Below are 22,781 nucleotides of genomic sequence, written 5' to 3' on the forward strand. Positions count from 1 at the left end.
GGATAGTAATCAGCTAAATCAACATGGTCAACTTAGTCGTTGGCTATTGTGGCTTATGTTTCACTTTTATTGCTTATGGGCGTTTGATGAGCGATTTTCATAATCCATATCTATGCAACAAGATGAGTTATTTAACTTACTGATGGTTATAGATTTTTTATTTCATAATTTTTCTTTTTGAAATCAAAATTAACTCGAACTGTAACAAAAGGTGTATTTAATCCCTCCGCAATTTAATCCTGTTGAAGAGACTAATACAGTGAAGAAACTACTACTCGCAGCGAGCTTGAGTATCGCTCTAGTTGGTTGTGGAGACGATGAAAGCAGTAATCAAACCAATAACCTCGGTCCAGAGCAAAATGTTAAAATCGCCTTCATGCCGGACATTCATTTTCATGATGTGTATGGTGATTTTGAAGACTTTCCTGAGCATGAGGGACTAGAGGGTAACACCACTCGTCCAGCTTACATCCGTTCGATGCGAGAGCAGTTAAATTCGACCCGTCTATTCAACGAAAACTACTTTGCGATGATAGCTGCGCTGGATGATGTCGTAGAGCGAGGTATCAAGCATGTTGCGCTTCCTGGTGACTTCAGCGATGACGGTCAGCCGGTGCACGTTCGTGGTTTTATAGAGATCATTAATCATTATAAAGAAACCCATGGGCTTAAATTCTACGCCGCACCGGGTAATCATGACCCGATTAACCCTGTAGATGAGCCCGCTGGCGATACTTATCTAGGACAAGGCGGGCAAGAGCAACAAATTAAAAGCTTGGGCAAAGATGAGTGTGCTCTAGAAAATGGCGATAAGGGCCAGCCACGTTATGTTGAAGTAGGTGAAGCGCAAAACCCAATCGTTTGTACTGACGATATTCAAGGTCTTGGTTATCAAGGCATCATGCAGATGATGTCTGGCGAGGGTTTTTATCCAAGCAAAGACTATATCTACTATGAGACACCGTTTTCATCTGATGAATCCAGAACCAACTATGACTACGAACTTGCAGTAGCAGAATCGCGCTTTTCTAATCGCCAAATAGAGATCTGCAGTGAAGGTAGTGGTGGCGAATACAAAGAAGACTCCTTTACTAACTGTACTGAGATTGCTGACACCTCTTATGTGGTTGAGCCAATCCAAGGTATCTGGGTTTTGGCGATTGATGCAAACGTCTATATCCCAGAAGGGCCAAATGATAAGGGTGAGATGACCTTCGGCTCAGCGAGTAGCAATGGCTACAACAAGATGGTGACTCATAAGAAAAAGATCATCGAATGGATGAGTGATGTTGCTAAGCGAGCGGAAGAGAACAATAAGGTGCTTATCTCTTTCAGTCACTTCCCAATGACAGACTTCTATGAAGGCGCATCAGAGGAGTTAGAAGACCTATTTGGTGAAGGTTCAAACCAACTGGCTCGCTTGCCAGAAGATGAGACCAGTAAAACCCTGGCAGGTACAGGTGTTGCGGTGCACGTTGGTGGACACATGCACTTTAACGACACAGGTATGAAGTCGTATGAGATCGATGGTGTTCAACATACGCTTTTCAATATCCAAGCTCCTTCACTTGGTGCATATATTCCTGCTTACAAGATCCTAGATATCGCACCTGATCGCACTATTGAGGTGGAGACAGTAATCATCGATGAAGTGCCACGCTTTGATGAGCTGTTTGAGCACTATGAAGAAGAGCACGCTTATCTAACCGAGAGTGCAACAACTCCGGAGGAGGAAGATGCGATTTGGAATTATGAGGTACTGACGTCCAAGAACTATCACGAGTTTACAGACTGGCATTTGAGAGAATTAACCCGTCTAAACTTTGTGCCGGGTGAATGGCCACTGGATATGCAGTTGATGGTTAAGGCGATGAAGGGTGATGACATGCTGATTATGTCGCAGCTAGAAACTGATACTACCCTTTGTGAATTAGCCGAGTATCTCGACTATGTAGTCGCGGGATGTCACGCGAAAGCACGTTCTACATTTGAAGATGACTGGGCTCTAGCAACTAAGAAAGCTCAGATGGTTGCCTCTGAAGCAGGCATGACTCTGGAAGACTTTGAGAGTTGGACAGCTGAAGAGCTAGCGGTAGACTTCTTCCGCCTGCGTAATGCTGATGGTCTGGCTTTGATGGATATCGATGAGGTTCGCCTAGACTCTTATGTTGTGCTGACAGAGCAGTTATCTAACATTGAGGTGGAGGTAACAGGTAGTGCTAAAGGGCCACATGACATCAGAGTCTCTGAGCTATTCAAAGAACGTTTCAGTGCCTTATTCAACATCATGCAGAAGTTCAGCACTGGTGAGCCAAGTGACCGTTTCTTGATTGATTTGGAAGCTCAAGAGTTGTACGACCTAAGTAGCGATGGTGTTGAAGCGACCCGAGAGCAGTATCAGTAAGCCAAAATGGATAAAAGCCGACAGTGTGTCGGCTTTTTCTTTAGTAGAGAGCTTTTAACTGACTAATCAAAGCCAGTACTACACGTTTCTTGTCTTCATTTAAAACCGTCACCGCGGCAATAGAAGACCATATCACCTCTACCTGTCTTTCCCATGTGTATCTCGCTTCTGACTTCCAACTCTTCTTGCGATTCGCTCTAAACATCATGATGTTCAGGTTGTCAGGCTTGATAGCATCTACGCCATGCTCACGAATAGATTTTGCATGGTCTACATCGAATAGGTTGTTGAAGTCTGCAACCTCAGAAAGGGCACTGGCGATACGCCAAAACTCCCCATAACGAAACTTGTCATAGTCGTTAAGACACTCTTCACCAAGGACTTCGATAGCCGCTCGGTTAAACCCTTCTTCATCGTCAATTGGAGAGGCTAGGGTAATCTCTGGAAAGTGCTTGCTGATCCAATTACCCATGATGCGCACCTCTCGGCTGTCACCGTCGAGCTTGATGGTATCTAGATCTTGATAGTGTCGCTTCTCACTGCGGCGATACTGAGCGTAATTGAGTTCAATCGAGCCGTTGAAGGTTTCGTCATTGATTAGGTCTTGGATTCTTTGCATGAGCACCCCTTTAAATATATGCGTACATAATACCTATAATATTTATGGCTTGCTAGTGCGCATGAATAAAAAAGATCAGATCAGCTGGGAAGCATCCTCGATAATCCAAGCACTATCATGCTTGGTAAAGCCAATCTTTGGGTAGTAATCGACGGCTTGTGGAGCCGCTAACAGGTTTAGCTTACACCCAGGCTTGAGCGCATTTAGGGTTTGCCTAATGAGCTCTCGACCAACTCCTTTGGATTGAATATGCTCAGAGACGGCAAGATCAGAGACATAACAGCAGAAATGAAAGTCGGTCACCGAACGTGCGACTCCCACCAAATGTTCTCCATCCCATGCGGTGACGGTTAGATTCGCATTATCTAGCATGCCTTGAATGGTCTCTGGCTTATCGATAGGTCGTCTTGCTCCAAGAGAAGTTTCAGATAGCAACTGGATGAACTGTTTAGCTGAGATAGTGCGGTCGGTGAAGTATTGAATAGGCATAGCGAGTCATCCTTGAAACTAGTGTTTGTTTACCATACCACTAGGGTAAATTATCAACACTGAAAATCTCAAACTCTTGACTTTTTAAGCACTTAGATTGAAGTTTAAGTGGGTTTTCAATTTTCCAGATAAGTATGTCAATCACCAACCAACTATTGTTATTCAAAGATGTTGTGCAACAGGGTTCTTTTAGTAAGGCGGCTGCTTTACATGATATGGATAACTCTTCTCTTTCGAAACAGATAAAGAAGCTGGAAGCGACTCTGGGTGTGCAACTGCTCAACCGCTCCACTCGCTCTTTTTCTTTGACCTCTGCGGGTGAGGAGATACTCAATCAGACCCATGTGCTGGTGGATACCCTAAATCAGATCCATAGCATTGCCGACTCCTATCAGTCGGAGCCGAAGGGGTTGTTGCGTATCACGGCCCCCATCTTCTTTGGACAAGAGTATCTGCGACCAGTGGTGGCGCAGTTCATGAAGGCGTATCCGAATGTGCAGGTGACTATGTCACTGGATGATAAGCGAGCGGACATTATCGCAGACCATTTTGATTTAGCCTTTCGTGTGGGTAAGCTGAGTGAATCGAACCTGATTGCTAGAAAGATTGCGAATACCAACTTTGCTGTGGTGGCGAGTAAGCAATTTGTGATGAATCATGGCCATCCAAAGAGCATTGAGGCGCTAATTGAGATGCCGGCTGTGGTGTATAGCAATGGTGATGTGACGCTGGATCAGATTCGCACCAGTGAGACTCCGCACAGTGAAGTAATGAAGACCTTTAAGATGCGTGGAAACTATAAGGTGAGCGATGTGCGCACCATGATGGGGGCCGTGCAAGATGGGTTAGGCTATGCACTTATTGATCTGTTTAATCTGGACCGCCCAATCAGTGAATCCGGTCTGATGCCGCTTCTCACCGACCACAAGCTGTCGACTATGGACACTGGCATTTACGCTATTTACCCACACCGAAAACAGACGCTTTTAGTGAGTGAGTTTATTCGATTTGTGCAGGAGCACATCGGTACTCCTGCATTCTGGGAGAATCATATCCCAGATTATCATCAGCTTTATCGTTAGAGCTTCACACACTTCATGAAGATGAAGTTGGTGTTCTTAGATAGGTAGTCGTAGCGATCGCCAAACAGTTCTTTCTGTTCTTCTTGGATTTGACCTTCAGACATTTGCATTACCGCCAGGCCGCTGGCGGTCAATGCGTCCATGATCTCTTGCAGTGGGCGGCGATAAAAGCGCACCTCAACTGGACGACCAACGGTGTTCCACTCATCGATTACCAGCTCGGTATCGAAGTAGTTTTTGCTTTGGCTAAACTCAAAATCGGCAAATGGGTGATGAGTCGAAAAGATGAACTTGCCACCCGGCTTCAACACGCGTGCAATGTCTTTAAACAGTGGCTTTAGGTCTTGAATGTAATGGATAACCAGAGGACAGATTGCTAGATCGTAGCTTTCATCTGATTCTTTTGGCAGGCCGATAGAGAGGTCTTGTTGATACGCCTCTACCTTGTTGCCAAACTTTTCTTTTACTAGCTCAACCATCTCATGAGAGAAATCGATGCAGGTGGCTCCTTGTGCGCCTGACTCAAGGATAGCCTTGGTGTGAGCACCTGGACCACAACCGAGGTCGAGTAGCTTTAGACCAGATACATCATCAAGCAGAGACAGGGTTATAGGGCGCTCAAAATGTGCGTTATATAGGTTGTCGGTGACGGCTTCGTCGTATTCACGAGCGAACTTAGAGTACATATCTGATTTCATTTCACGTGCCTTTTTATAAAGTCGATAAAGGTTTTGAGCTTGGCTGGAGGATAGATAAGTTGCGGGTAGACTAGGTAAAGAGAGTTAGTCATCTTATCCGTTTCCGAGGTTAAGACCCTTTTTAGTAGCCCTTGTTCCACCTCGTCTGCCACAAAATAGCTGGCGATGCGCACTATACCATGTCCATTCAGGGCAGCCAGTTTAAGAAGCCGATTTTCATTGCTTCCAAGCCAGCCTGAGACGTTAATCTCGGTATCTCCTAAAGGCCAACTCTTTTGATGCAAGGTAGAGAGGCAGTCATGCTGCTCGAGAGCTTCAGGTGTTTTAGGCTCTCCACGGTGTTCTAAGTACTCGGGAGAAGCCACCAACCAGTGGTAATACTCAAACAGCTCATGGGCGACCATGTTCTGTGGCGGCTCTTTAGTTGCTCGAAACGCTAAGTCGATATCCATTTGCGACAAATCGAACGCCTGATAGCTAGAATTAATCTCAAACTCAATCTCTGGATGCAGCATTTTAAATTCTTCACACAGCGCTAGAAGCTTGGTTTCGGCAAACATCTTGGGTGCGGTTATCTTGATCAAGCCACTGACCTGATTGTGCTGCTGGAAAAGGTTTCGCTCCAGATCCAGCACAGCCCCCTTGATACCAAGCCCTTGATGGTAGGCACGCTCTCCCTCTGGGGTTAGGCGTACGCTTCTGGTCGTGCGGATGACCAGTGGGGTTTGCAGATCCTGCTCTAGCTTTTTTATCTGTTCTGATAGGTAGCTCTTGGAGATCCCAAGCTTTTCGGCTGCCCTAGAGAAGTTGAGCTGTTTAGCCAGCTCTACAAACAGCATTAACCGTTCGATTCGTTTGTGCTCAAGCATTCCTATTGTTCACTATGACGAATAATGAATTCGTAATTTTAGGCTTAATCTAGCTTAAAGAGAACAATAGAATAGTCCGCAGAATCACAAATATTAAAGGAATTGAAACGATGAAAGAGAAGAACCTACCTCTTGCGGCACATCTGCCAAACGTAAGCCAACTAGCCTATGGCTGTATGGGCCTTGGCGGTGGCTGGAACAATAATCCAGTAACCGCGGCTGACGTTACCCAAACTCGTGAGGTTATTGAGACTGCTATCGGCAGTGGTATCAACTTCTTTGACCATGCCGACATCTACACCTTTGGCAAGGCGGAAGAGGCGTTTGGTCAAGCAATGGCTCAAGACAGCACCCTGCGTGAGCAAATCTACCTGCAGTCTAAATGCGGTATCCGCTTTGAAGATGAGCATGCAAAGCGCTATGACTTCTCTTATCAGTGGATCACTGAGTCGGTAGAGAACATTTTGCGTCGCCTTAAGACCGAATACCTAGATGTACTGCTGCTGCACCGCCCAGATCCTCTGATGGATACCGATGAAGTTGCTGAAGCTTTTGCTCGTCTTAAGGAGTCTGGCAAGGTAAATCACTTTGGTGTGTCTAACATGAACCTGCACCAGATGGATTATCTGCAGGCGAACATCGGCTCTCCAATCGTAGTAAATCAACTTGAGCTGAGCCTAGCTAAGATTGATTTTGTGCAAGGTGGCATCCTGGCAAGCAACGCTCACGGTAACAAGGCGGACTTTGATAACGGCACTATCGAGTATTGCCAGAAGAATGGCGTGCAGATCCAATCTTGGGGTTCGCTAGCTCAAGGCAAATTCTCTGAGCGCGGCCTAGCGTCTGATGAGAAGCATATTCGTGATACATCTGAGTACGTAGCTAAGCTAGCAGCTCAATATGGTGTGAGCTCTGAGGCAATCGTATTGGCTTTCCTTACTCGTCACCCAGCGAAGATCCAACCAGTTATCGGTACCACAAACCTTGAGCGTATCCGCGCTTGTGCACAGGTGAACAAGGTACAGCTGAGCCATGGTGAGTGGTTCACCTTGCTTGAGAAAACCCTTGGCAATGAGGTGCCTTAAGATGCTTGATCTAAAACTAACACAGGGCCTTATCTCAACCGCGCTTGAACTGGCTGAAAGCAAGAAAGCTGCTATCGCAGTGGCGGTGACGGATACTCATGGTGAGCTACTTGGCTTTGTGCGTATGGATGGTGTCAGCGTTCAAGCTGGACTTCTGGCTCAGAACAAGGCCTATACCTCAGCCCGTGATCGCCAGCCTAGTGGCAATCTTGGCAAATGGGCCCGCGAGACGGGCAAACAACTGAGCTATTGGACCGACCCTAAGATCACTGGCTTTATGGGCGGTATGCCTATCGAGCAAGACGGTGTTGTGATTGGTGCTATCGGCATCAGTGGCATGTCGGAAGAAGATGATGAAGCTTTGGCGACAGTGGTATTAGAGACGAATAAGCTCGGATAACCCAAGACCTAGACAATGTTCATCGTAACAAAACTAAGGAGCCATAAAGGCTCCTTTTTTTGATCAAAAATGATTGATCTATTAACTTAATACTATTAACTTAATATCGTTAACTTAATGGGTGAACAATGATAAATCCAAATTCAAAAGGGCGACCGGCTCAAGTATCTAAACAGGATATTATTGAATGTGCTTTAGACTTAGGGTTGTCCAAAGCCAGTATGCATGCGGTAGGTAAAGCGTTGGGTGTCAGTGCGACAGCTCTTTATCGCCATGTGAAGTCCAAAGATGAACTTATTCTCGAATGTAGCGATCACATCGTAAAAAGTGTGGTAATTCCGGAGCAAACTGAGTGGACGTCTTTCCTATATGAGTTTGCTAGGAGCTTCAGGAAGTCACTATTGGCTATTCCCGGTTCAGTGGAGTATGTCCGCTATAACCATCACTTCACTCCAAGTAGTCAGAAGTTGACGGATCATTCTCTTGGAGTACTTTTAAGTGCAGGTTTTGAAGTGCAACAAGGGTTTATGGCATTTTCCTGCGTATTCACCAGAGTGACGGATATTGTTCAGCATCAAGAACAATCTCAGCGAGTGAGCCCGTCCCCGAAGGGTAGTGCTTTAGCTGATGATAATCAGTATAAAAATTTGGCTCTACTGCTGAAAGAAGTAAAACCTGTAGATTACGAGGCTTACTTTGAAGAAGGAGTAAAAGTAACAATTGAAGGTTTGAAGGCAGTTTACTGCAAATGATTTGTTGAGAGGTTTCTATGTCATTATTTATTGATAACGCTATAGCTGGATGGATTCGCAATGCAGAGAAAAATGGAGAGCTTGATAGCAATCCATATAAAGGGAAAACTATCGATCTGGACGAGTATTTTCGAACCCCAGCTGAGCAGCGTATGGGTATGAAAATACTCAAAGATGCTAACTGTTTGCCACCAGCCGTTGAGATCATGAAGCAAATAGAACAGAAAAAAGACATCTTGAAATCAACGGAAGATCCTGAGCAACAGCGAGTTCTGCAAAGTGATATTCGTTCTCTTGAACTTAAGAAGGCTCTATTGCTGGAGCATAAATAGGGTTAATCCACCAACTCTATACCCATACATTCGAGCAGACTAAAGGCCTCCCAGCGAGAGAACTTCGCCTCTTTGATGTTGTTCTCAAATGGATTGATGGCGTAGTTGCTAGATTCAGTGAAATCACACCCTTGTAGGTTGCTCTTCATAAACTGTGCTCCAGTTAGGTCACAGTAGGTAATGTTCGACTCGGTAAAGTCGCCCTCTCTGAAGTCAACGTCATGCATTTTGCACTCTTCTAGATGAAGGTTGTTTAGGGTGAGTCCGAAGAAGGAGTTGTCATTGAGTACGCAGTGCTTGAAGCTGAGCTCGAAATCCGCGTGGTAGCTTGGCCAATTGATTGAAGTCCAATCGATACCCACCATCTTACATTCTCGAAAGCCTACCCCAGAAAGGCGACTGTAGGAAAGGTTCAAAAGGCTGAGGTTGGATTCTATAAAGTCGCAGTTGATGAAGCGGCAGTGTTTGAATTGACTGGATGAGAGGTCGCAGCCGATGAATTGGCATTCTTCAAATTCACTGTGTTCGATTATTTCTTCGGTGAGTTCAAGGTTTTTGAAGGTTTTCTCGAAATATTCTTGATTGCTGGAGAGAGAGTTCATTCCAGTTCCTTGGATGTTAATGCAAAGCAAGTCCAAGATTACTCTGATTCCTTGTTACAAAAAAGCGCCTGTTTACCCCTCTAAGATCGAGCTCGCTTTTTCTACGGCGTTTTCACAGGTATCAGCATTGGCATCCGCCTTGGCAGCCTTGATCGCTTTGTGGTCATCTAAAGGCGCGTTCTCTTTTTGGCTGGCGACCGCTTCGATAATAGTGCGACGATCTTTGCCATTGAAGTAGTAGGCGCAACTCATTAGCCAGAAATGTTGATAAGTCGCCTTATAGTTGGTGCCAGATTCAGGCTTGGCGGCGTTTCCATCTGAGGTAAAGACACCTGCAAGCAGAACAGCTAGACCAGCGGTGGTGAATACACCCAGCTTGGTGCCGGCGCGTGAACCCTTAATTCCGCCTACAACAAAGCCCCCAATGGCAATCAATGCCAGGGTAGCTAAGACGTATGTGGTCAAATCTGCCATGTTGCTCTCCGTTAAGTCATAGCAAAACTCTAATACATCTATTTATACCTTTGGGAATAAAGGAAATTTACACCACTCATGTAACAGGTTGTAATCAATAATTGCACTTTATGTTCCTTGATTACGTTTCCTTATCAGCGTTATTAGCATAGCTATTTAGACCAGAGCGGTAGTGTTCTTTAGCATGAGCCGAATTTTCAATTCGGATGTGGATATGCGAGCGCTATTACTTCTTTGTTTTGTCTCTTTGAGCTGTTTTGCCAACCAAGACTCCAAGTTTTTGCATCTTTCTCCTGAAATAAAAGCAGGACCTCAATACGGCACCGGTATTACTGGTTGGGGAATGCAGTTGGGATTAGCAGATGTTTATCAAACCAATTCTTTGTATTTCAATGGCGGTCAAGTTAAGTACGAGTTCCTGACTGATACCGACAAGTGGAAGTTTTACCGATTGGGTGTAGAGCATAGACTGGTGAAAGAAGAGGTGATCTCTTTTCAGTTTGAACTGGGTGTGATTGATTACGAAGGTGAGAGACGCTTCTTCACTCGTAAAGAGACGCGAGAGGGTGTGGGTTTCTCATCTGCAGGCGCAGTGGTGTTTAACTTCACCCCAAGCCTTGGTGTCAGGTTTGGCCTTGATGTGAATGTGTTGGATAAAGACAAGACTTACCAAACCAGTTCGACCTTTATCAACGTTAATTCAGGCGTTATTTTTCGCTTCTAACAAAAACGGAGCCTATGGCTCCGCTTATCTTTCTACTGCATCGAAGGCAGATTATTTTTTACCGTGAACTTGCTTGTCTACTTCGGTTAGCTCGCGGATTTTACGGCTGATGTCGCGACGAGTTTTTGAGATCTCTGCGCTTGTGATGATGTGATCATCAACGCGATCTTCGTAGTCAGCCTTCATGTTTTTGATGATCATGATGATTTCATCGTGAGTCATGTCTGGCTTGATGTAATCCATCAGGTTATCAAGAAGGTCAGCACGCTTACGGTTGTCACGGATTTTCTTCTCGTTATCTAGGATTTCGCGCTTCAGCTTGTTTTTACGACGGGCTAGGTTCACGATTTCATATACGTTGTTCATTTTTATTCCTTCAACAACTTAATTTAACTGCATAAATTAAACCACAAGCTCGCATAAACGAACAGGGTAAAAACCAAGCATTGCCTACCTAGCGCACCTTTTCCACCTAGGATTGGACAAAAGCCCGCCGATCAGGCGTTTTTCGTGAGCCTCGGTATCGCAACCTTGCTGATACTTGCATACAATTTTGAAACTTATATGAATACGGAAGTCAGAAAATATGTCAGTTGAATTGTCTGCTCTTGAGGCGCGCATCATAGGTTGTCTTATCGAGAAAGAAGTAACCACTCCGGATTACTACCCTTTGAGCCTAAATGCCCTCACTACTGCGTGTAACCAGAAGAGTAATCGTGACCCTGTGATGGAGCTGAGCGATGCTGAGGTTTTAGATGGCATCAATGGTCTGATTGAACGTCGTTTGGTAAGCGACGAGAGTGGGTTCAATAGCCGCACTTCTAAATATCAGCACAGATTCTGTAATACTGAATTTGGTGATCTTCAATTCACCGCTCAAGAGCGAGCTATCGCCTGTGCCATGCTTCTTCGTGGCGCTCAAACTCCGGGTGAACTGCGCACTCGTACCAATCGTCTAGCCAGCTTTAGCGATGTTAAAGAGGTAGAGGCTACCCTTGAGAAGATGGCTGAAGATGGCTTGGTAGTAAAACTGCCTCGTGAGCCTGGTAAGCGTGAATCTCGTTATCAGCATCTGTTCTCTGGTGAGGTGGATGTTGAGTCTCTAGCGGTGGCAGGCAACCCTGTTGCAAGTGCGCCTGTTGCTGGAGTGAAAACAGCAACCACTGAACGTATTGAAGCCTTGGAAGCTGAAGTTGCAGCGCTAAAAGAAGAGTTAGCAGAAATTAAGGCTCTATTGCAGTAATGGAGTCCGATTGGAGCGTCTATCTTATTCGCACTAAACTCAACACTCTCTATTGCGGTTGTACTAACGACTTAGAGCGTCGCTTTCAACAACACAGTGAGGGTAAGGGCGCGAAGGCGTTAAAAGGAAAGGGACCACTTAAACTTGAGTGGTCTATTTCTGGCTTCAATAAATCCAATGCAATGAAGCTTGAGTATTTTATCAAGCAACAGACCAAGGCGTTTAAAGAGCGCCTAATCAAAGGCTCTGCAAGTCTGCCTGAGGAGATGGCATGAAGTGGCTCAATCGCCTAACTGTGGGGTTTGCCTGTCTGCTTCCTTTTGGGGTGGTGGCAGAGTCTAGTCTTCAGCTCAGGGATTATTGGGATTACCAAGACTACCTCAACTTTTATCCTGAGCAAGCTAAGCTCACTGCTGAGATGGCGACTCGAGTCTATGCTGAGCCCAAACCTATCAGTGCTGAGCAAGATAAGCCCATTCAAATAGATGTGGTGTATCCCGGTGCTCAGTTATCGGACTATTGGTGGCGCAACCTTAAGGCACTAGAGCTTCGTTTACAGGAGCTTGGGGTCGATTATGAGCTAAACCAATTTTCAATGAGACCTAATCTTGACCATCGCGAAGAGAGCCGTAGCTTGCAGCAGGTCCTAAAGAACGAATCTGATTATCTCATCTTTACGCTAGATACCAGTCAGCATCGCAAGTTTGCTTATCGAGTACTTAACGAAGGCAAAACTAAGCTGATTCTTTTGAATATCACCACGCCAATCAAATCTTGGGAAAAGCAACATCCAATGATGTATGTAGGATTTGATCATGTGATAGGCACTAAGATGTTGGCTTCGCACGTCCAGACCCAATACCCAGATTCTGCTGACTATGGGCTGATGTATTACTCTCCCGGCTATGTCAGTGAGGTGAGGGGTGACACCTTTGTCAAAAAACTGAAGCACCAAGGTGGATATGAGCTTAAAAGGGCCTATTTCACCCATGCTAATCGTGAATCGGCATACAAGGCTACCCTATCTATGTTTGAGAGGGAGCAGGAGCTCGACTTTATCTATGCTTGCTCTACCGATATCGCCTTTGGTGTTGTAGATGCGTTGCAAGAATTGGGCAAGGAGCAAGTAGTAGTCAATGGCTGGGGCGGCGGAGATTCAGAGCTTGAAGCTCTTAAAGCAGGCGAACTGGATTTTACTGTGATGCGAATGGCCGACGATACCGGCATTGCCATGGCTGAGGCGATTAAACTGGATATGGAAGATCGTGAGGTGCCTAGGGTTTATTCCGGTGATTTTAAGCTATTAACTAAGCAAGACTCAGTAGAGCGAATTAATCAATTGCAACAGAGAGCGTTTCGTTATTCAGATCGATAAGTTATGTCGCATTTAACAAAGAAAACCTCATTAACTTCACAAATAGTAAGGGTCGCCTGGATCATCTGGGCGGCGGTTATTGGTGTGTTCTTTGTTTATAACTATCAGCTCAACTCCACCACATTTGAATCAGAGCAAGAACGTAATTTCGATCAAACCTCTCAGATAGTTAAACAGTTGATGGAGAACTACCTGAACTCGGTTCAGGTGAGTCAAGATATTACCTCTAGATCTCGCACCCTGATCGAGAGTTTTCAAAACGAGGACTATCAGGGGATCGAGAGCTTTATGCAGGAGGTCGAGGAGTTTGATCCTAGTAATACCCCTGATATTCGCTTCCTGTATCAGTATGGAAAAATAGCCTGGGAAGATGGGCGCAATGAATTCTTCGGTATTTCGACCGAGCAGCTTTTACAGTTGGCCGACCAAATCGATTTCAACCACAAATGGTACTTCTTGAATGTCGAGTCCAAGCTTGGCTTGAAGCACCTAATGTTCCGCCGAGTAACGGTTGTGGACTCCTATACCGGAGAGGTTGTGGGTCACTATTTTATAGGCCTAGTATTGGATGATAACTTTGCCTTCCTGCGCGAACTCAGTACTGACGCTAACTTGAAAGAGATCATGCTAGTGGAAGACGGTGTTGTTATCGCCTCTTCTGAGCCACAGGAGAGTAGCCGAATCAAGATCGGTGAAACCTTGGAGGCCAGCGATAGTGACCTTGCCAATGCCAATATAGTACGCGAAATTGTGCTCCGTGTAGATGGTGTAGATACCCCAGTGAGCGCGCTCTTTATTCAAGATACCAGCAAGCTCGATGGTTTTGAGTATCGCATGGCAAGCTCGCTAATCCTTTTGCTTATTACCGTTTCTATCATTGCTATCTGGTTGACTCGTATTGTTCACAAGAAGATCGATAAAGAGATCATGGGTGTGTTGCACCTTGCAGATAGCTTCGACAGCACCAAGAAAAACATCCGCTTTAAGGGCTCTAAGCTTATTGAGTTTGATCGCCTAGGTAGCACTCTTGAAGCGAGTATTCGCCGAGAAAAGGAGAAAGACCACTCTCTTAGAAACCTGTTCGAATACTCTCTATTGCCGACCTTGCTGGTGGATGAAAGCAATCAGATAGTCGCGACCAATCCAGCGGCAAAAAAGGCATTTAAAAATGATCTTGAAGAGCTGAGACTCACTCTAGTTGAGTCTTTTGAGCAGGCATTCGAGAACCGCGCACAGGCGGAGAACAATACCAATATCAACAATGTTGTTTTCCGTTGGGTAGTTTCGCCTATCCTAGTTGAAGACACCAAGCCGCTGTTGGTGGTTCAAGGACAAAATATCACACGCTATGTCGAAGCAAAGCTTCAAAGTGAGCGGGCTAGAGAAGAAGCAGAGCGAAATGCATTGGCTCGCGCAGAATTTCTTGCCAAGGTCAGTCACGAGATACGTACCCCCCTCAATGGCATCATGGGCATGGCGCAACTGCTTAAGCAAGAAGCAAACACTCCGGCTCAAAAAGAACAGACCGCTGTACTGTTCCAGAGCAGCAAACACTTGCTAGGGCTACTCAACGATATCCTAGATTTCTCACGTATCGATAAAGGCGCTGTGGTGCTGGAGCAGGTAGAGTTTGCCCTCAAGCAAACAGCAGAGAATGTTTCTTCGTTTGCCGAGCCGAGTTGCATCCAGAAGGGGTTGAAGTTCTCACTAGAGACAGAGTTTGATGATGAGGTGGTGCTAAGAAGTGACCCGCTTCGTCTAACCCAGATCTTGCTAAACCTTATTACCAACGCAATCAAGTTCACTTCGGACGGAGAGATCAAGGTAGTGATTGGTCTGAGAAACCGACTTGCCGACCGAGCTGAACTGTACGTCAGTGTTAAGGATACGGGTATAGGTATTGCTGAAGATAGACACAAAGCGATTTTCTCGTCTTTCACTCAAGCAGAGAGCCACATCAGTCGAGAATTTGGCGGTAGCGGTCTAGGGCTTAGCATAGTCAAAAGCCTAGTTGATCAGTTCTCGGGTCACATTCATCTTAAGAGTAAGTTAGGCGAGGGCAGTGAGTTCAGGGTTAGTCTGCCCGTGATGTTGGTTTCCGAGCATAGCAACGACTCTGACTTGGATGCGACCAACTTCTCTGAATTGGCAGGACTCAAGGTTCTGCTGGTGGAAGACAACAAAACCAATGCTTTCGTAATTCAGTCTATGTGCCTAAAGAAAGGGTTAGAAGTCGATTGGGTAACCGATGGCCTGCTGGGTATAGATAGGGTAGCCCAGCAAAGCTATGACCTAGTTCTGATGGATAACCAGATGCCTAATATGGATGGCATAGACGCAACTCTAGCCATTCGAAAAGAGCTTAAACAGACACTCCCCATTATTGCCTGCACTGCCGACGGCTATGACTCTACCGCAGCCGCATTTATCGATGCGGGAGCAAACCAAGTGCTTGTGAAGCCTATTATTGAAGCACAGCTTTTTGGTGCTATCGCACAAGTGATGAAGGCTTAGTTCGTTCCATTTTTCCAATGTTATGTTGCGCAGCCTATTGAGCATAATTTCACCTCTATAGTTACCCAGTGGCATATGAACAGGTAGGGTGATTATGAGTTGGAAAATGACAGCTTTAGCGATGGCGGTGGTGTTATCGGGTTGTGGCGGAGAAAGTGGTGGTGGCTCTGAACCTGTAAAAACGGCAGTTAAACCACCACAAGTAGAAATTCAGAAACCTACTTTAACTGAGCAACCTCTATTAACCTCTACTCAGACTCAGACTCAGACTCAGACTCAGACTCAGACTCAGACTCAGACTCAGACTCAGACTCAGACTTTTGTAACTCCTCAACCATTAGTTGAAGAGCCAAGCCACACCGTTGTTCCAGCGCTAACCTTAACCAAAGCCGTTGAAATAACTCATCCTATGCCGAACCAAGCCGTTCCAACTCTGAATATCATTGTTCCACCACAGAGGATTGTCCAAAAGCCCACGCCTATCCAGCAAAGAGAACCCATTGTTAGGGAATCTCACGATACGATTGCTGCTGAGCAAACATCACAGGCAACTGGTCGACGTCAGCCGCATTTGCCGACCAATACCGATTCAGCGCAAGCCAACAATGGTCCTCATACACCTGAGCCGTATCGTTTTATCTCGGATGTTGAGGGCTGGACAGACCTAGATTGGCAAGTCACCACTCCCACTCAAAGTTGGGATGGATTTGGCCGAGCGGTAAAAGAGCCGGTTGCATACTACGGCAAGCTCTATCGCAACTTTGAGCAGTTTGATGATGCGCTACAAGGATTCGATGGAAGCCAGTACGAATCGATGATCTTAGGTGCATCTTTGATAGAACTGCAGACATATATGGACAATGGCAGCTTAACTTCAGTAGAGCTGACCAAGTTTTACCTTTCACGAATCGGCAAATATGACATAGATAAGTTGAACTCGGTTTTTGAGCTCAACCCCGATGTGCTAAGCATTGCTAGAGCGGCAGATGAAGAGCGAGCTAAAGGGAATCCTCATTCGGATATGTTGGGCATTCCTGTGCTCATTAAAGACAACATAGCGACCGATGATCGCATGCATACCACAGGTGGTATGGCGGCACTTTTGGATTGGGATGCTGATCATGATGCCCATCTAGTGAAAAGATTGCGCGACGCAGGAGCGGTGATTCTAGGTAAGGCGAATCTTTCAGAAAACGCCAACTTCTTTACTCGCCGAGATCCGAACGGCTTTTCAAATCTCGGCGGTCAAACTCGAAACCCTTATGGTTTCTATAGCGTTCGCGGATCTAGCTCGGGTTCTGCAGTAGCTACAGCGGCAGAGTTTGCTGCGGTGACAGTAGGTACTGAAACCCAAGGCTCCATCAATGCACCAGCAGAGATGAGCTCTGTTGTAGGCTTCAAGCCAAGCATGGGTCTAGTATCCCGCGATAATGTTATCCCGCTAGCCAGTTCACAAGATAGTCCAGGCCCAATCGCCAAGAGCGTTGGCGATGTCGCACGTCTACTCAATATACTGAGTGACCTAGACAGTAGTGATCCTCTATATGCAGAGATCAGCTCGCAGACTATCCCAGACTACACACAGTTTTTGTCACAGCAGGCCTACCAATCTTTCAAAGTAGCTGTGCTAGAGAGTTCGGATAGCCAATGGCAAAAGGATATTGCCCAAACCCTAACTAGCGCTGGGGTACAGTTTGAATTTGTAAAAAACGCACCTAATGCTAATGCACCCCGATTGGATGTGAATTGTGAGTTTAAGTACGAGTTCGCTGATATGGCAATCATGCAGGACATGCCGCAATACTCAGTCAATGAGTTGGTGCAATACAACAATGATTTTTCCCGAAGACGCGCTGCGTGGGGGCAAGAGGAGTTGGTTGCATCTGCTCATAGCCGAGTGAGCAAGCAAACCTGTATGCAGAACGCTAGGGCTAAATACCATGCATGGAAGCAGGCGGTTTCTCATTACTTTGACAGCAGAGGCTTCGATGCCTTGGTTAGCAAGGGCAGTCTATCTGATATCTATGCGCCAGCGGGGGCTCCATCGGCTTCGGTTCCATTCGGTTATCAAGACTCGAGCAAACACATTACCTCTGCTCGTTTACCCGCGCCACAAGGTACACCTATTTCGGTGCATGTGATGGGTAAGACTTTTGATGATGGGAAGGTGTTGGCTATAGCAAGGGCTATTGAAGTCGGCCGAGACAGTGTCACTGGTCGTTCGCATAAGTCACCTGACTTGGATACCACCATAGCGAACAACAGAAGAGCGGGAGCATTTGATGTGCACCGACACCAAAAAGAGCAGGTAACAGCGCTCTAATTTAAAAATTGAAACGATGTTTTAATAATACTTGGAAGTTAAGCCGAAACCTGATATTTTGCTCCTGAGTCAATAGTGGAAGTCTATCTTGGGAGCAGTATTGGAGTATCTATCTTTAGCGCAGGCACTTGGCTTTTTGAGCTATGCCCTTGGTTTGGCTGCTTTTTATCAAAAAGATGATCGTCGCCTTAAGATCTTGATGCTGGTGTTCAACTTTAATCACCTGATCCACTTCCTATTGCTCGGCTCAGTGGTTTCGGCGATGAGTGCTTTCCTGTCTGCAATCAGAACCGCTACTGCTATTTATATATCTTCTATCTGGGTCGCGATCGGCTTTATTGCTATTAGCCTTGGCACAGGTTTGTGGCTTGCTGATGAGTGGTGGCAACTATTCGCTGTAGCGGGCACGGTTATCGGCACCTACTCAGTCTTTATGCTCAAGGGCATAGCTATGCGCATCGGCTTCTTAATTGGCGCGCTGTGCTGGTTAACCAACAATATCCTGGTGGGCTCTATCGGTGGCACCTTGCTAGAACTGACCCTATTGACGGTTAACTCAACTACCATCTTTCGCTTGATCAGAGATGAAAAGCGCACGATTAGAGAGTGCGCTCAAGAGGCCTAGCTCGGAGGATGGTTTTCGTACCAGTGCTTGGCAATATTTCCTCGAGTAGTAATCCATACCTTGTCGTGCGACTGCACGTAATCTAGAAAGCGTTTTAGCGCCATAAAGCGGCTAGGCTTGCCTATGATGCGACAGTGCAACCCAATGGACATCATTTTGGGCTTGGTCTCTCCCTCCGCATACAGGCAGTCGAAGTTGCCTTTGAGATATTGAAAGAAATCGTCTCCTTGGCTAAACCCTGTAGGGGATGAAAAGCGCATATCGTTGCAATCTAGAGTGTATGGAATCACTAGGTGAGGGCGAGTATCTCCGGTGGCCTTATTGCTAGTGACCTGAGTCCAAAAGGGCAGGTCGTCACCATAGTAATCAGAGTCATATAACAGCCCATCTTGCTCAGCCACTAACTCTCGAGTATTGGGTGAATCTCTTCCCGTATACCAACCTATAGAATCCTTGCCGGTGAGTTCCTTGATGATGTTGAGCGCTTGCTGCATGTGCTCCCGCTCAGTTTCTATAGGCATATGCTGATAGTGAATCCATTTGAGGCCGTGGCAAGCAATCTCATGATCCTCTTTAACTATTGCTTTTACGACCTCAGGGTTTTTCTGAAGAGCGGTAGCCACACCAAATATGGTTAGTGGCAATGAACGCTGTTTGAACTCATTTAGAATGCGCCACACACCGGCGCGAGAGCCATACTCATACATGGACTCCATGCTCATATGCCGCTCTGGGTAGGCTTCTGCGCCAGCGATCTCTGATAGGAAGGTTTCAGAGTGGCTGTCACCATGCAACACACAGTTTTCTCCGCCCTCTTCATAGTTGAGCACGAATTGCAGCGCTATCTTCGCTCTATTTGGCCAGTTAGCATCTGGCACATTGTCTCGCCCATATCCAATGTAATCGCGAGGGTTATCTTGGTTCATATTCTATTCCTTGAACGGCTTAATCTAGGGAAGGGGTTATTGGCTCCAGTGCTGGTACTGGCCATGAAACTGCTTAGCCAGAGGCGGTGCATATTGGCCGACCTTAGAGGTGGTTAATCCCAGCTGATTGAGAGACTCGGCAAGCTTAACCGCAGCCGATACTCCATCAATCACCGGAATCTTGAGCGCATTGCTGAGCTCCTGTGCTAGGTCAGACATTCCTGCACAGCCAAGAACTATGGCTTCTGCTCCATCTTGGGAGATAGCCAGTTGGCATTCTTGTTTGAGTTGCTCGTAAGTCTGCTTGTCGATAGTTTCTAGATCCAAAACGGCGATATCCGTGGCGCGTACACCACTACACAGGTGATGGTATCCATATCGACGAAGTAGGTGCTCACTTGCAGGAAGGGTGCGAGTCATAGTGGTCACTACACCGAATTTATGCGCGACTATGCTCGCTAATTGAAAGGCCGCTCCTGCAATACCAATCACTGGCTTGGTGGCTACCTCTTTTGCTGCATCCAGAGCTGGGTCACCGAAACAGGAGATGATATGAGCGTCCATACCTTGCTCCTCTCCTTGCTTGATCTGCTCTAAAAGGGCTGCTGCCGCTATGGTTTCATCTAGGGCGCACTCTATGCTCTCAGGGCCATTAACTGGAGAGTTGGCATAGATTTGCGTGCTCGGCAGAGCGACCTGCTGTGCACTTGTAGAAAGCTTGTCTGTCATTCCTTGACAGGTATTAGGGTTAATAAGGTTTATCTTCATCTATTGTTCCATTTCCGAGAAAAGCTGTTGAAAATTAATAGGTTGTTCGTTTTTGCTGTCCAGATTGAGAGAGTCTTTGATTAGCTCTAGGTGGTGAGCCATCCAGGCTTGAGCCTCTACGAGCTCTCCTGCATCTAACAGGTCTATGATTTCGCTATGACTGCCACACTCGCAGTTCACGCTGCTCTTTGAGCCGAAAGCCGCAATGACCAGAGAAGAGCGCAGACACAGCTGCTCGATAAGCTCGGCTAGAACCGCGTTTTTGGACAGGCGTGCTAATTCAAAATGAAAGCGAGCCGTTAACTGGATAGAGGCAGCAAGGTCACCCCGATGCTCGGCCTTGTGCTCTTGCGAGACCAGCGAGCGAAAATAGCAGGATTGGGTATCGTCCCAGTGCTTTAGGATATCTGTGATCAGCAAAGGCTCAATCAGGATGCGACTTTCTAAAACGTCTATGGCTTCTTTTCGGCTAGGCTCGTTTACCTGAGCGCCTTTGTTAGGCTCTATAACCACAAAGTGCTCTATCGCCAGTCGTTGAAGTACCTTGCGAATACCAGTACGACTTATACCAAAGGCTTCAGAGAGCTTATCCTCGGGCAGGCGTACTCCGGGTTCGAGTTTGTGTTCCACAATAGCTCGAAGCAGTTTTTGGTAGACCTTTTCATCGTTAGACATCTTTGAGTACCTATGAATCTGTATATTCCATCTAGATACTCCTGCAATTTGTATACCAGAGTCGTGCAGTAAAGAGATATTTGATTGTATACAATCAATATCTAGCTTCTTTGGATTTTATGGCGATATAAATAGGTTTACTTTCGTTGAACCCAGCACCATATCGGTACATTAGTGATCATATTGGTGCGAAAGTATTCATTATTTTTATCTCTAATCTTTATATAGCCCTTAAATATATAGAAATTAAAGTTTGGCACGCTAATTGTATTTCCATGATTGTATACAATCGTAATGGAGATATATAAATGAACAAGGAATTACCCGTAAGTCCGAGATTAAGTAATGCAGACTTAGCACCGGAGAAAAAACAGAAATGGGGTTGGTACAGTATATTTGCGTTCTGGATGTCAGACGTTCACAGCGTAGGTGGTTATGTATTTGCAGCCAGTCTATTTGCTCTGGGACTAAATGGTATTCAGGTCTTTATCAGCCTGCTAGCGGGTATCTCAATCGTGCTGCTATTTGCTAATTTAATGGGTAAGCCCGGACAAAAAGCGGGTGTGCCGTTCCCTGTGGTTGCTCGTATGTCTTTCGGTGTCTTTGGTGCAAACATTCCTGCGGTGGTGCGCGGGCTTATTGCTGTCGTTTGGTATGGTATCCAAACCTATTTGGCGTCTAGCTCCTTCATCATCCTGCTTCTTTACTTCTTCCCGAGCATGGAGCATCTAGCCAACTATGAGTTTATCGGTCTTTCCTACCTTGGCTGGATTGGTTTCACATCAATGTGGCTACTACAAGCTATCGTGTTTATGTTCGGTATGGATATGATTCGTAAGGTTATTGACTGGTCAGGTCCGGCTATTTATCTGGCTATGTTTGCCCTGTGTGCCTATATGATAAACCTTGCTGGTTGGGAAAATATTAGCTTTAACCTAGGTAAAGAGAGCTTACTAGGTAGCGATGCCATCATGCAGATGCTTATTGCGACGGCGCTGGTAGCGGGTTACTTTGCGGGACCAACGCTTAACTTCAGTGACTTCTCTCGTTATTGCAACAGTTATAAAGAGCTGAAGATAGGTAACATACTTGGCTTGCCGGTTAACTTTATTCTGTTCTCTTTGTTTGCTGTTGTTATTGTATCGGCATCAATCCCTGTATTTGGTGAGATGATTGTCGACCCAGTAGAGACGGTTAAGCGTTTAGACTCAGGCATGATCACTGTACTGGGGGCACTAACCTTTATCTTCGCCACAGTCGGTATCAATATCGTGGCGAACTTTGTGGCGCCGGCGTTTGATTTTTCAAATGTATCACCGCAGAAGATCAGCTTTAAAACAGGCGGCTTTATCGCAGCCTTTGGCTCTGTACTTCTTACTCCTTGGAATCTGTTTAACAACCCTGAGGTTATCCACTATACGGTGGATGTGCTGGCAGCCATGATTGGCCCACTATACGGCATCATCATTGTTGACTACTTCCTCCTGAAAAAAGGCGAAATCCATGTTCCTTCGTTATATACCGAGTCTCCACAAGGTCAGTATTGGTATAAGAACGGTATCAACATGAACAGCGTGTATGCTCTAGCGATATCTAGTGTCGTTGCCATCATAGCTACCTTCTCTATCGATGGACTGGCCAACTTTGCCTTGTTTATTGGTGGTTTTACGGCAGCGTTTTCCTATCGCTTCCTGATGCAAAAGCGCAGCGCTTGGGCAGGTCAAACTCGACTAGCCAAGCAATCTTAATTTAAATCAATTGAACCAAGCCCACGGCATTTTATGTCGTGGGTTTTTTAGTTT

At 45.9% G+C, this 22,781-nt stretch carries 24 protein-coding genes; 14 read left to right on the forward strand and 10 right to left on the reverse strand.

The window, feature by feature from the left end; genetic code table 11:
• The first annotated feature begins 259 nt into the window (after positions 1 to 259).
• On the forward strand, positions 260 to 2,404 hold the full coding sequence (locus Pcarn_RS17545; RefSeq protein ID WP_390904506.1) for a metallophosphoesterase family protein: 2,145 nt from the start codon (positions 260 to 262) through the stop codon (positions 2,402 to 2,404).
• A 40-nt stretch (positions 2,405 to 2,444) separates the two neighbouring features.
• Here Pcarn_RS17545 and Pcarn_RS17550 read toward each other — a convergent pair whose 3' ends face one another.
• On the reverse strand, positions 2,445 to 3,023 hold the full coding sequence (locus Pcarn_RS17550) for a hypothetical protein (RefSeq protein WP_261837218.1): 579 nt from the start codon (positions 3,021 to 3,023) through the stop codon (positions 2,445 to 2,447).
• 75 nt (positions 3,024 to 3,098) lie between these two features.
• Positions 3,099 to 3,512 (reverse strand): GNAT family N-acetyltransferase, encoded by a 414-nt coding sequence (locus tag Pcarn_RS17555; RefSeq protein ID WP_261837219.1) that lies wholly within the window; start codon positions 3,510 to 3,512, stop codon positions 3,099 to 3,101.
• Positions 3,513 to 3,646: 134 nt separating this feature from the next.
• Here Pcarn_RS17555 and Pcarn_RS17560 point away from each other — a divergent pair, with 134 nt between their 5' ends.
• A complete protein-coding gene (locus tag Pcarn_RS17560; RefSeq protein ID WP_261837220.1) occupies positions 3,647 to 4,594 on the forward strand; it encodes a LysR family transcriptional regulator in 948 nt (315 codons plus the stop codon).
• Here the strand turns inward: Pcarn_RS17560 and Pcarn_RS17565 are convergent.
• Complete coding sequence (locus Pcarn_RS17565; RefSeq protein ID WP_261837221.1) at positions 4,591 to 5,292, reverse strand: class I SAM-dependent DNA methyltransferase; 702 nt, start codon at positions 5,290 to 5,292, stop codon at positions 4,591 to 4,593. The genes Pcarn_RS17560 and Pcarn_RS17565 overlap by 4 nt on opposite strands.
• Positions 5,289 to 6,161 (reverse strand): LysR family transcriptional regulator, encoded by an 873-nt coding sequence (locus Pcarn_RS17570; RefSeq protein ID WP_261837222.1) that lies wholly within the window; start codon positions 6,159 to 6,161, stop codon positions 5,289 to 5,291. The genes Pcarn_RS17565 and Pcarn_RS17570 overlap by 4 nt, the downstream gene beginning before the upstream one ends.
• A gap of 110 nt (positions 6,162 to 6,271) precedes the next feature.
• On the opposite strand from Pcarn_RS17570, the gene Pcarn_RS17575 reads away from it, so the two are divergent.
• The 4 genes from Pcarn_RS17575 to Pcarn_RS17590 all read left to right on the forward strand — a co-directional run bounded on the left by Pcarn_RS17575 (position 6,272) and on the right by Pcarn_RS17590 (position 8,730).
• Complete coding sequence (locus Pcarn_RS17575) at positions 6,272 to 7,246, forward strand: aldo/keto reductase (protein ID WP_261837223.1); 975 nt, start codon at positions 6,272 to 6,274, stop codon at positions 7,244 to 7,246.
• Between the two features lies 1 nt (position 7,247).
• Entirely contained in the window at positions 7,248 to 7,646 is a 399-nt protein-coding gene (locus Pcarn_RS17580; RefSeq protein WP_261837224.1) for a GlcG/HbpS family heme-binding protein, read from the forward strand.
• 128 nt (positions 7,647 to 7,774) lie between these two features.
• On the forward strand, positions 7,775 to 8,398 hold the full coding sequence (locus Pcarn_RS17585) for a TetR/AcrR family transcriptional regulator (protein ID WP_261837225.1): 624 nt from the start codon (positions 7,775 to 7,777) through the stop codon (positions 8,396 to 8,398).
• A gap of 17 nt (positions 8,399 to 8,415) precedes the next feature.
• On the forward strand, positions 8,416 to 8,730 hold the full coding sequence (locus Pcarn_RS17590; RefSeq protein WP_261837226.1) for a DnaJ family domain-containing protein: 315 nt from the start codon (positions 8,416 to 8,418) through the stop codon (positions 8,728 to 8,730).
• 2 nt (positions 8,731 to 8,732) lie between these two features.
• Here Pcarn_RS17590 and Pcarn_RS17595 read toward each other — a convergent pair whose 3' ends face one another.
• Both Pcarn_RS17595 and Pcarn_RS17600 read right to left on the reverse strand, forming a co-directional pair.
• On the reverse strand, positions 8,733 to 9,332 hold the full coding sequence (locus Pcarn_RS17595) for a pentapeptide repeat-containing protein (RefSeq protein ID WP_261837227.1): 600 nt from the start codon (positions 9,330 to 9,332) through the stop codon (positions 8,733 to 8,735).
• 72 nt (positions 9,333 to 9,404) lie between these two features.
• Positions 9,405 to 9,806, reverse strand: coding sequence for a hypothetical protein (locus tag Pcarn_RS17600; RefSeq protein ID WP_261837228.1), 402 nt, complete (start codon positions 9,804 to 9,806; stop codon positions 9,405 to 9,407).
• Between the two features lie 214 nt (positions 9,807 to 10,020).
• Here Pcarn_RS17600 and Pcarn_RS17605 point away from each other — a divergent pair, with 214 nt between their 5' ends.
• Positions 10,021 to 10,530 carry a hypothetical protein gene (locus tag Pcarn_RS17605; protein ID WP_261837229.1) on the forward strand — a complete coding sequence of 170 codons (510 nt, stop codon included), beginning with the start codon at positions 10,021 to 10,023 and terminating at the stop codon, positions 10,528 to 10,530.
• A 51-nt stretch (positions 10,531 to 10,581) separates the two neighbouring features.
• Here Pcarn_RS17605 and Pcarn_RS17610 read toward each other — a convergent pair whose 3' ends face one another.
• On the reverse strand, positions 10,582 to 10,896 hold the full coding sequence (locus Pcarn_RS17610; RefSeq protein WP_261837230.1) for a DUF496 family protein: 315 nt from the start codon (positions 10,894 to 10,896) through the stop codon (positions 10,582 to 10,584).
• A gap of 220 nt (positions 10,897 to 11,116) precedes the next feature.
• Here Pcarn_RS17610 and Pcarn_RS17615 point away from each other — a divergent pair, with 220 nt between their 5' ends.
• From Pcarn_RS17615 to Pcarn_RS17640, 6 genes are all read left to right on the forward strand, one after another.
• Positions 11,117 to 11,773 (forward strand): YceH family protein, encoded by a 657-nt coding sequence (locus Pcarn_RS17615; protein ID WP_261837231.1) that lies wholly within the window; start codon positions 11,117 to 11,119, stop codon positions 11,771 to 11,773.
• Complete coding sequence (locus Pcarn_RS17620) at positions 11,773 to 12,048, forward strand: GIY-YIG nuclease family protein (RefSeq protein ID WP_261837232.1); 276 nt, start codon at positions 11,773 to 11,775, stop codon at positions 12,046 to 12,048. Before Pcarn_RS17615 ends, Pcarn_RS17620 begins: the two co-directional genes overlap by 1 nt.
• Positions 12,045 to 13,148 (forward strand): substrate-binding domain-containing protein, encoded by a 1,104-nt coding sequence (locus tag Pcarn_RS17625; RefSeq protein ID WP_261837233.1) that lies wholly within the window; start codon positions 12,045 to 12,047, stop codon positions 13,146 to 13,148. The genes Pcarn_RS17620 and Pcarn_RS17625 overlap by 4 nt, the downstream gene beginning before the upstream one ends.
• A gap of 3 nt (positions 13,149 to 13,151) precedes the next feature.
• A complete protein-coding gene (locus tag Pcarn_RS17630) occupies positions 13,152 to 15,662 on the forward strand; it encodes a LuxQ periplasmic sensor domain-containing protein (protein WP_261837234.1) in 2,511 nt (836 codons plus the stop codon).
• Between the two features lie 106 nt (positions 15,663 to 15,768).
• Positions 15,769 to 17,985 carry an amidase family protein gene (locus Pcarn_RS17635; protein WP_261837235.1) on the forward strand — a complete coding sequence of 739 codons (2,217 nt, stop codon included), beginning with the start codon at positions 15,769 to 15,771 and terminating at the stop codon, positions 17,983 to 17,985.
• 100 nt (positions 17,986 to 18,085) lie between these two features.
• Positions 18,086 to 18,610 carry a YgjV family protein gene (locus Pcarn_RS17640; RefSeq protein WP_261837236.1) on the forward strand — a complete coding sequence of 175 codons (525 nt, stop codon included), beginning with the start codon at positions 18,086 to 18,088 and terminating at the stop codon, positions 18,608 to 18,610.
• Here the strand turns inward: Pcarn_RS17640 and puuE are convergent.
• The 3 genes from puuE to Pcarn_RS17655 are packed head-to-tail and all read right to left on the reverse strand — an operon-like array spanning position 18,607 to position 20,979.
• Positions 18,607 to 19,536 (reverse strand): allantoinase PuuE, encoded by a 930-nt coding sequence (gene puuE / locus Pcarn_RS17645; RefSeq protein WP_261837237.1) that lies wholly within the window; start codon positions 19,534 to 19,536, stop codon positions 18,607 to 18,609. The genes Pcarn_RS17640 and puuE overlap by 4 nt on opposite strands.
• 36 nt (positions 19,537 to 19,572) lie before the next feature.
• Positions 19,573 to 20,304 carry an aspartate/glutamate racemase family protein gene (locus Pcarn_RS17650; protein WP_261837238.1) on the reverse strand — a complete coding sequence of 244 codons (732 nt, stop codon included), beginning with the start codon at positions 20,302 to 20,304 and terminating at the stop codon, positions 19,573 to 19,575.
• Positions 20,305 to 20,979: a GntR family transcriptional regulator gene (locus tag Pcarn_RS17655; protein ID WP_261837239.1), complete on the reverse strand. Its 675-nt coding sequence runs from the start codon at positions 20,977 to 20,979 to the stop codon at positions 20,305 to 20,307. It lies immediately after the preceding gene.
• A gap of 308 nt (positions 20,980 to 21,287) precedes the next feature.
• Between Pcarn_RS17655 and Pcarn_RS17660 the strand changes: the two genes are divergently transcribed.
• Positions 21,288 to 22,727, forward strand: coding sequence for an NCS1 family nucleobase:cation symporter-1 (locus tag Pcarn_RS17660; protein ID WP_261837240.1), 1,440 nt, complete (start codon positions 21,288 to 21,290; stop codon positions 22,725 to 22,727).
• Positions 22,728 to 22,781: the final 54 nt, after the last annotated feature.

The organism is Vibrio ishigakensis, from assembly GCF_024347675.1.
GTDB lineage: Bacteria > Pseudomonadota > Gammaproteobacteria > Enterobacterales > Vibrionaceae > Vibrio > Vibrio ishigakensis.

Coding starts and splice junctions, on each gene's coding strand:
- Pcarn_RS17660 (WP_261837240.1), top strand. CDS start 21,288: ATGAACAAGGAATTACCCGTAAGTCCGAGATTAAGTAATGCAGACTTA.
- Pcarn_RS17625 (WP_261837233.1), top strand. CDS start 12,045: ATGAAGTGGCTCAATCGCCTAACTGTGGGGTTTGCCTGTCTGCTTCCT.
- Pcarn_RS17610 (WP_261837230.1), bottom strand. CDS start 10,896: ATGAACAACGTATATGAAATCGTGAACCTAGCCCGTCGTAAAAACAAG.
- Pcarn_RS17555 (WP_261837219.1), bottom strand. CDS start 3,512: ATGCCTATTCAATACTTCACCGACCGCACTATCTCAGCTAAACAGTTC.
- Pcarn_RS17595 (WP_261837227.1), bottom strand. CDS start 9,332: ATGAACTCTCTCTCCAGCAATCAAGAATATTTCGAGAAAACCTTCAAA.
- Pcarn_RS17575 (WP_261837223.1), top strand. CDS start 6,272: ATGAAAGAGAAGAACCTACCTCTTGCGGCACATCTGCCAAACGTAAGC.
- Pcarn_RS17580 (WP_261837224.1), top strand. CDS start 7,248: ATGCTTGATCTAAAACTAACACAGGGCCTTATCTCAACCGCGCTTGAA.
- Pcarn_RS17605 (WP_261837229.1), top strand. CDS start 10,021: ATGCGAGCGCTATTACTTCTTTGTTTTGTCTCTTTGAGCTGTTTTGCC.
- Pcarn_RS17560 (WP_261837220.1), top strand. CDS start 3,647: ATGTCAATCACCAACCAACTATTGTTATTCAAAGATGTTGTGCAACAG.
- Pcarn_RS17585 (WP_261837225.1), top strand. CDS start 7,775: ATGATAAATCCAAATTCAAAAGGGCGACCGGCTCAAGTATCTAAACAG.
- Pcarn_RS17635 (WP_261837235.1), top strand. CDS start 15,769: ATGACAGCTTTAGCGATGGCGGTGGTGTTATCGGGTTGTGGCGGAGAA.
- Pcarn_RS17590 (WP_261837226.1), top strand. CDS start 8,416: ATGTCATTATTTATTGATAACGCTATAGCTGGATGGATTCGCAATGCA.
- Pcarn_RS17630 (WP_261837234.1), top strand. CDS start 13,152: ATGTCGCATTTAACAAAGAAAACCTCATTAACTTCACAAATAGTAAGG.
- Pcarn_RS17655 (WP_261837239.1), bottom strand. CDS start 20,979: ATGTCTAACGATGAAAAGGTCTACCAAAAACTGCTTCGAGCTATTGTG.
- Pcarn_RS17565 (WP_261837221.1), bottom strand. CDS start 5,292: ATGAAATCAGATATGTACTCTAAGTTCGCTCGTGAATACGACGAAGCC.
- Pcarn_RS17620 (WP_261837232.1), top strand. CDS start 11,773: ATGGAGTCCGATTGGAGCGTCTATCTTATTCGCACTAAACTCAACACT.
- Pcarn_RS17570 (WP_261837222.1), bottom strand. CDS start 6,161: ATGCTTGAGCACAAACGAATCGAACGGTTAATGCTGTTTGTAGAGCTG.
- Pcarn_RS17615 (WP_261837231.1), top strand. CDS start 11,117: ATGTCAGTTGAATTGTCTGCTCTTGAGGCGCGCATCATAGGTTGTCTT.
- puuE (WP_261837237.1), bottom strand. CDS start 19,536: ATGAACCAAGATAACCCTCGCGATTACATTGGATATGGGCGAGACAAT.
- Pcarn_RS17650 (WP_261837238.1), bottom strand. CDS start 20,304: ATGAAGATAAACCTTATTAACCCTAATACCTGTCAAGGAATGACAGAC.
- Pcarn_RS17550 (WP_261837218.1), bottom strand. CDS start 3,023: ATGCAAAGAATCCAAGACCTAATCAATGACGAAACCTTCAACGGCTCG.
- Pcarn_RS17600 (WP_261837228.1), bottom strand. CDS start 9,806: ATGGCAGATTTGACCACATACGTCTTAGCTACCCTGGCATTGATTGCC.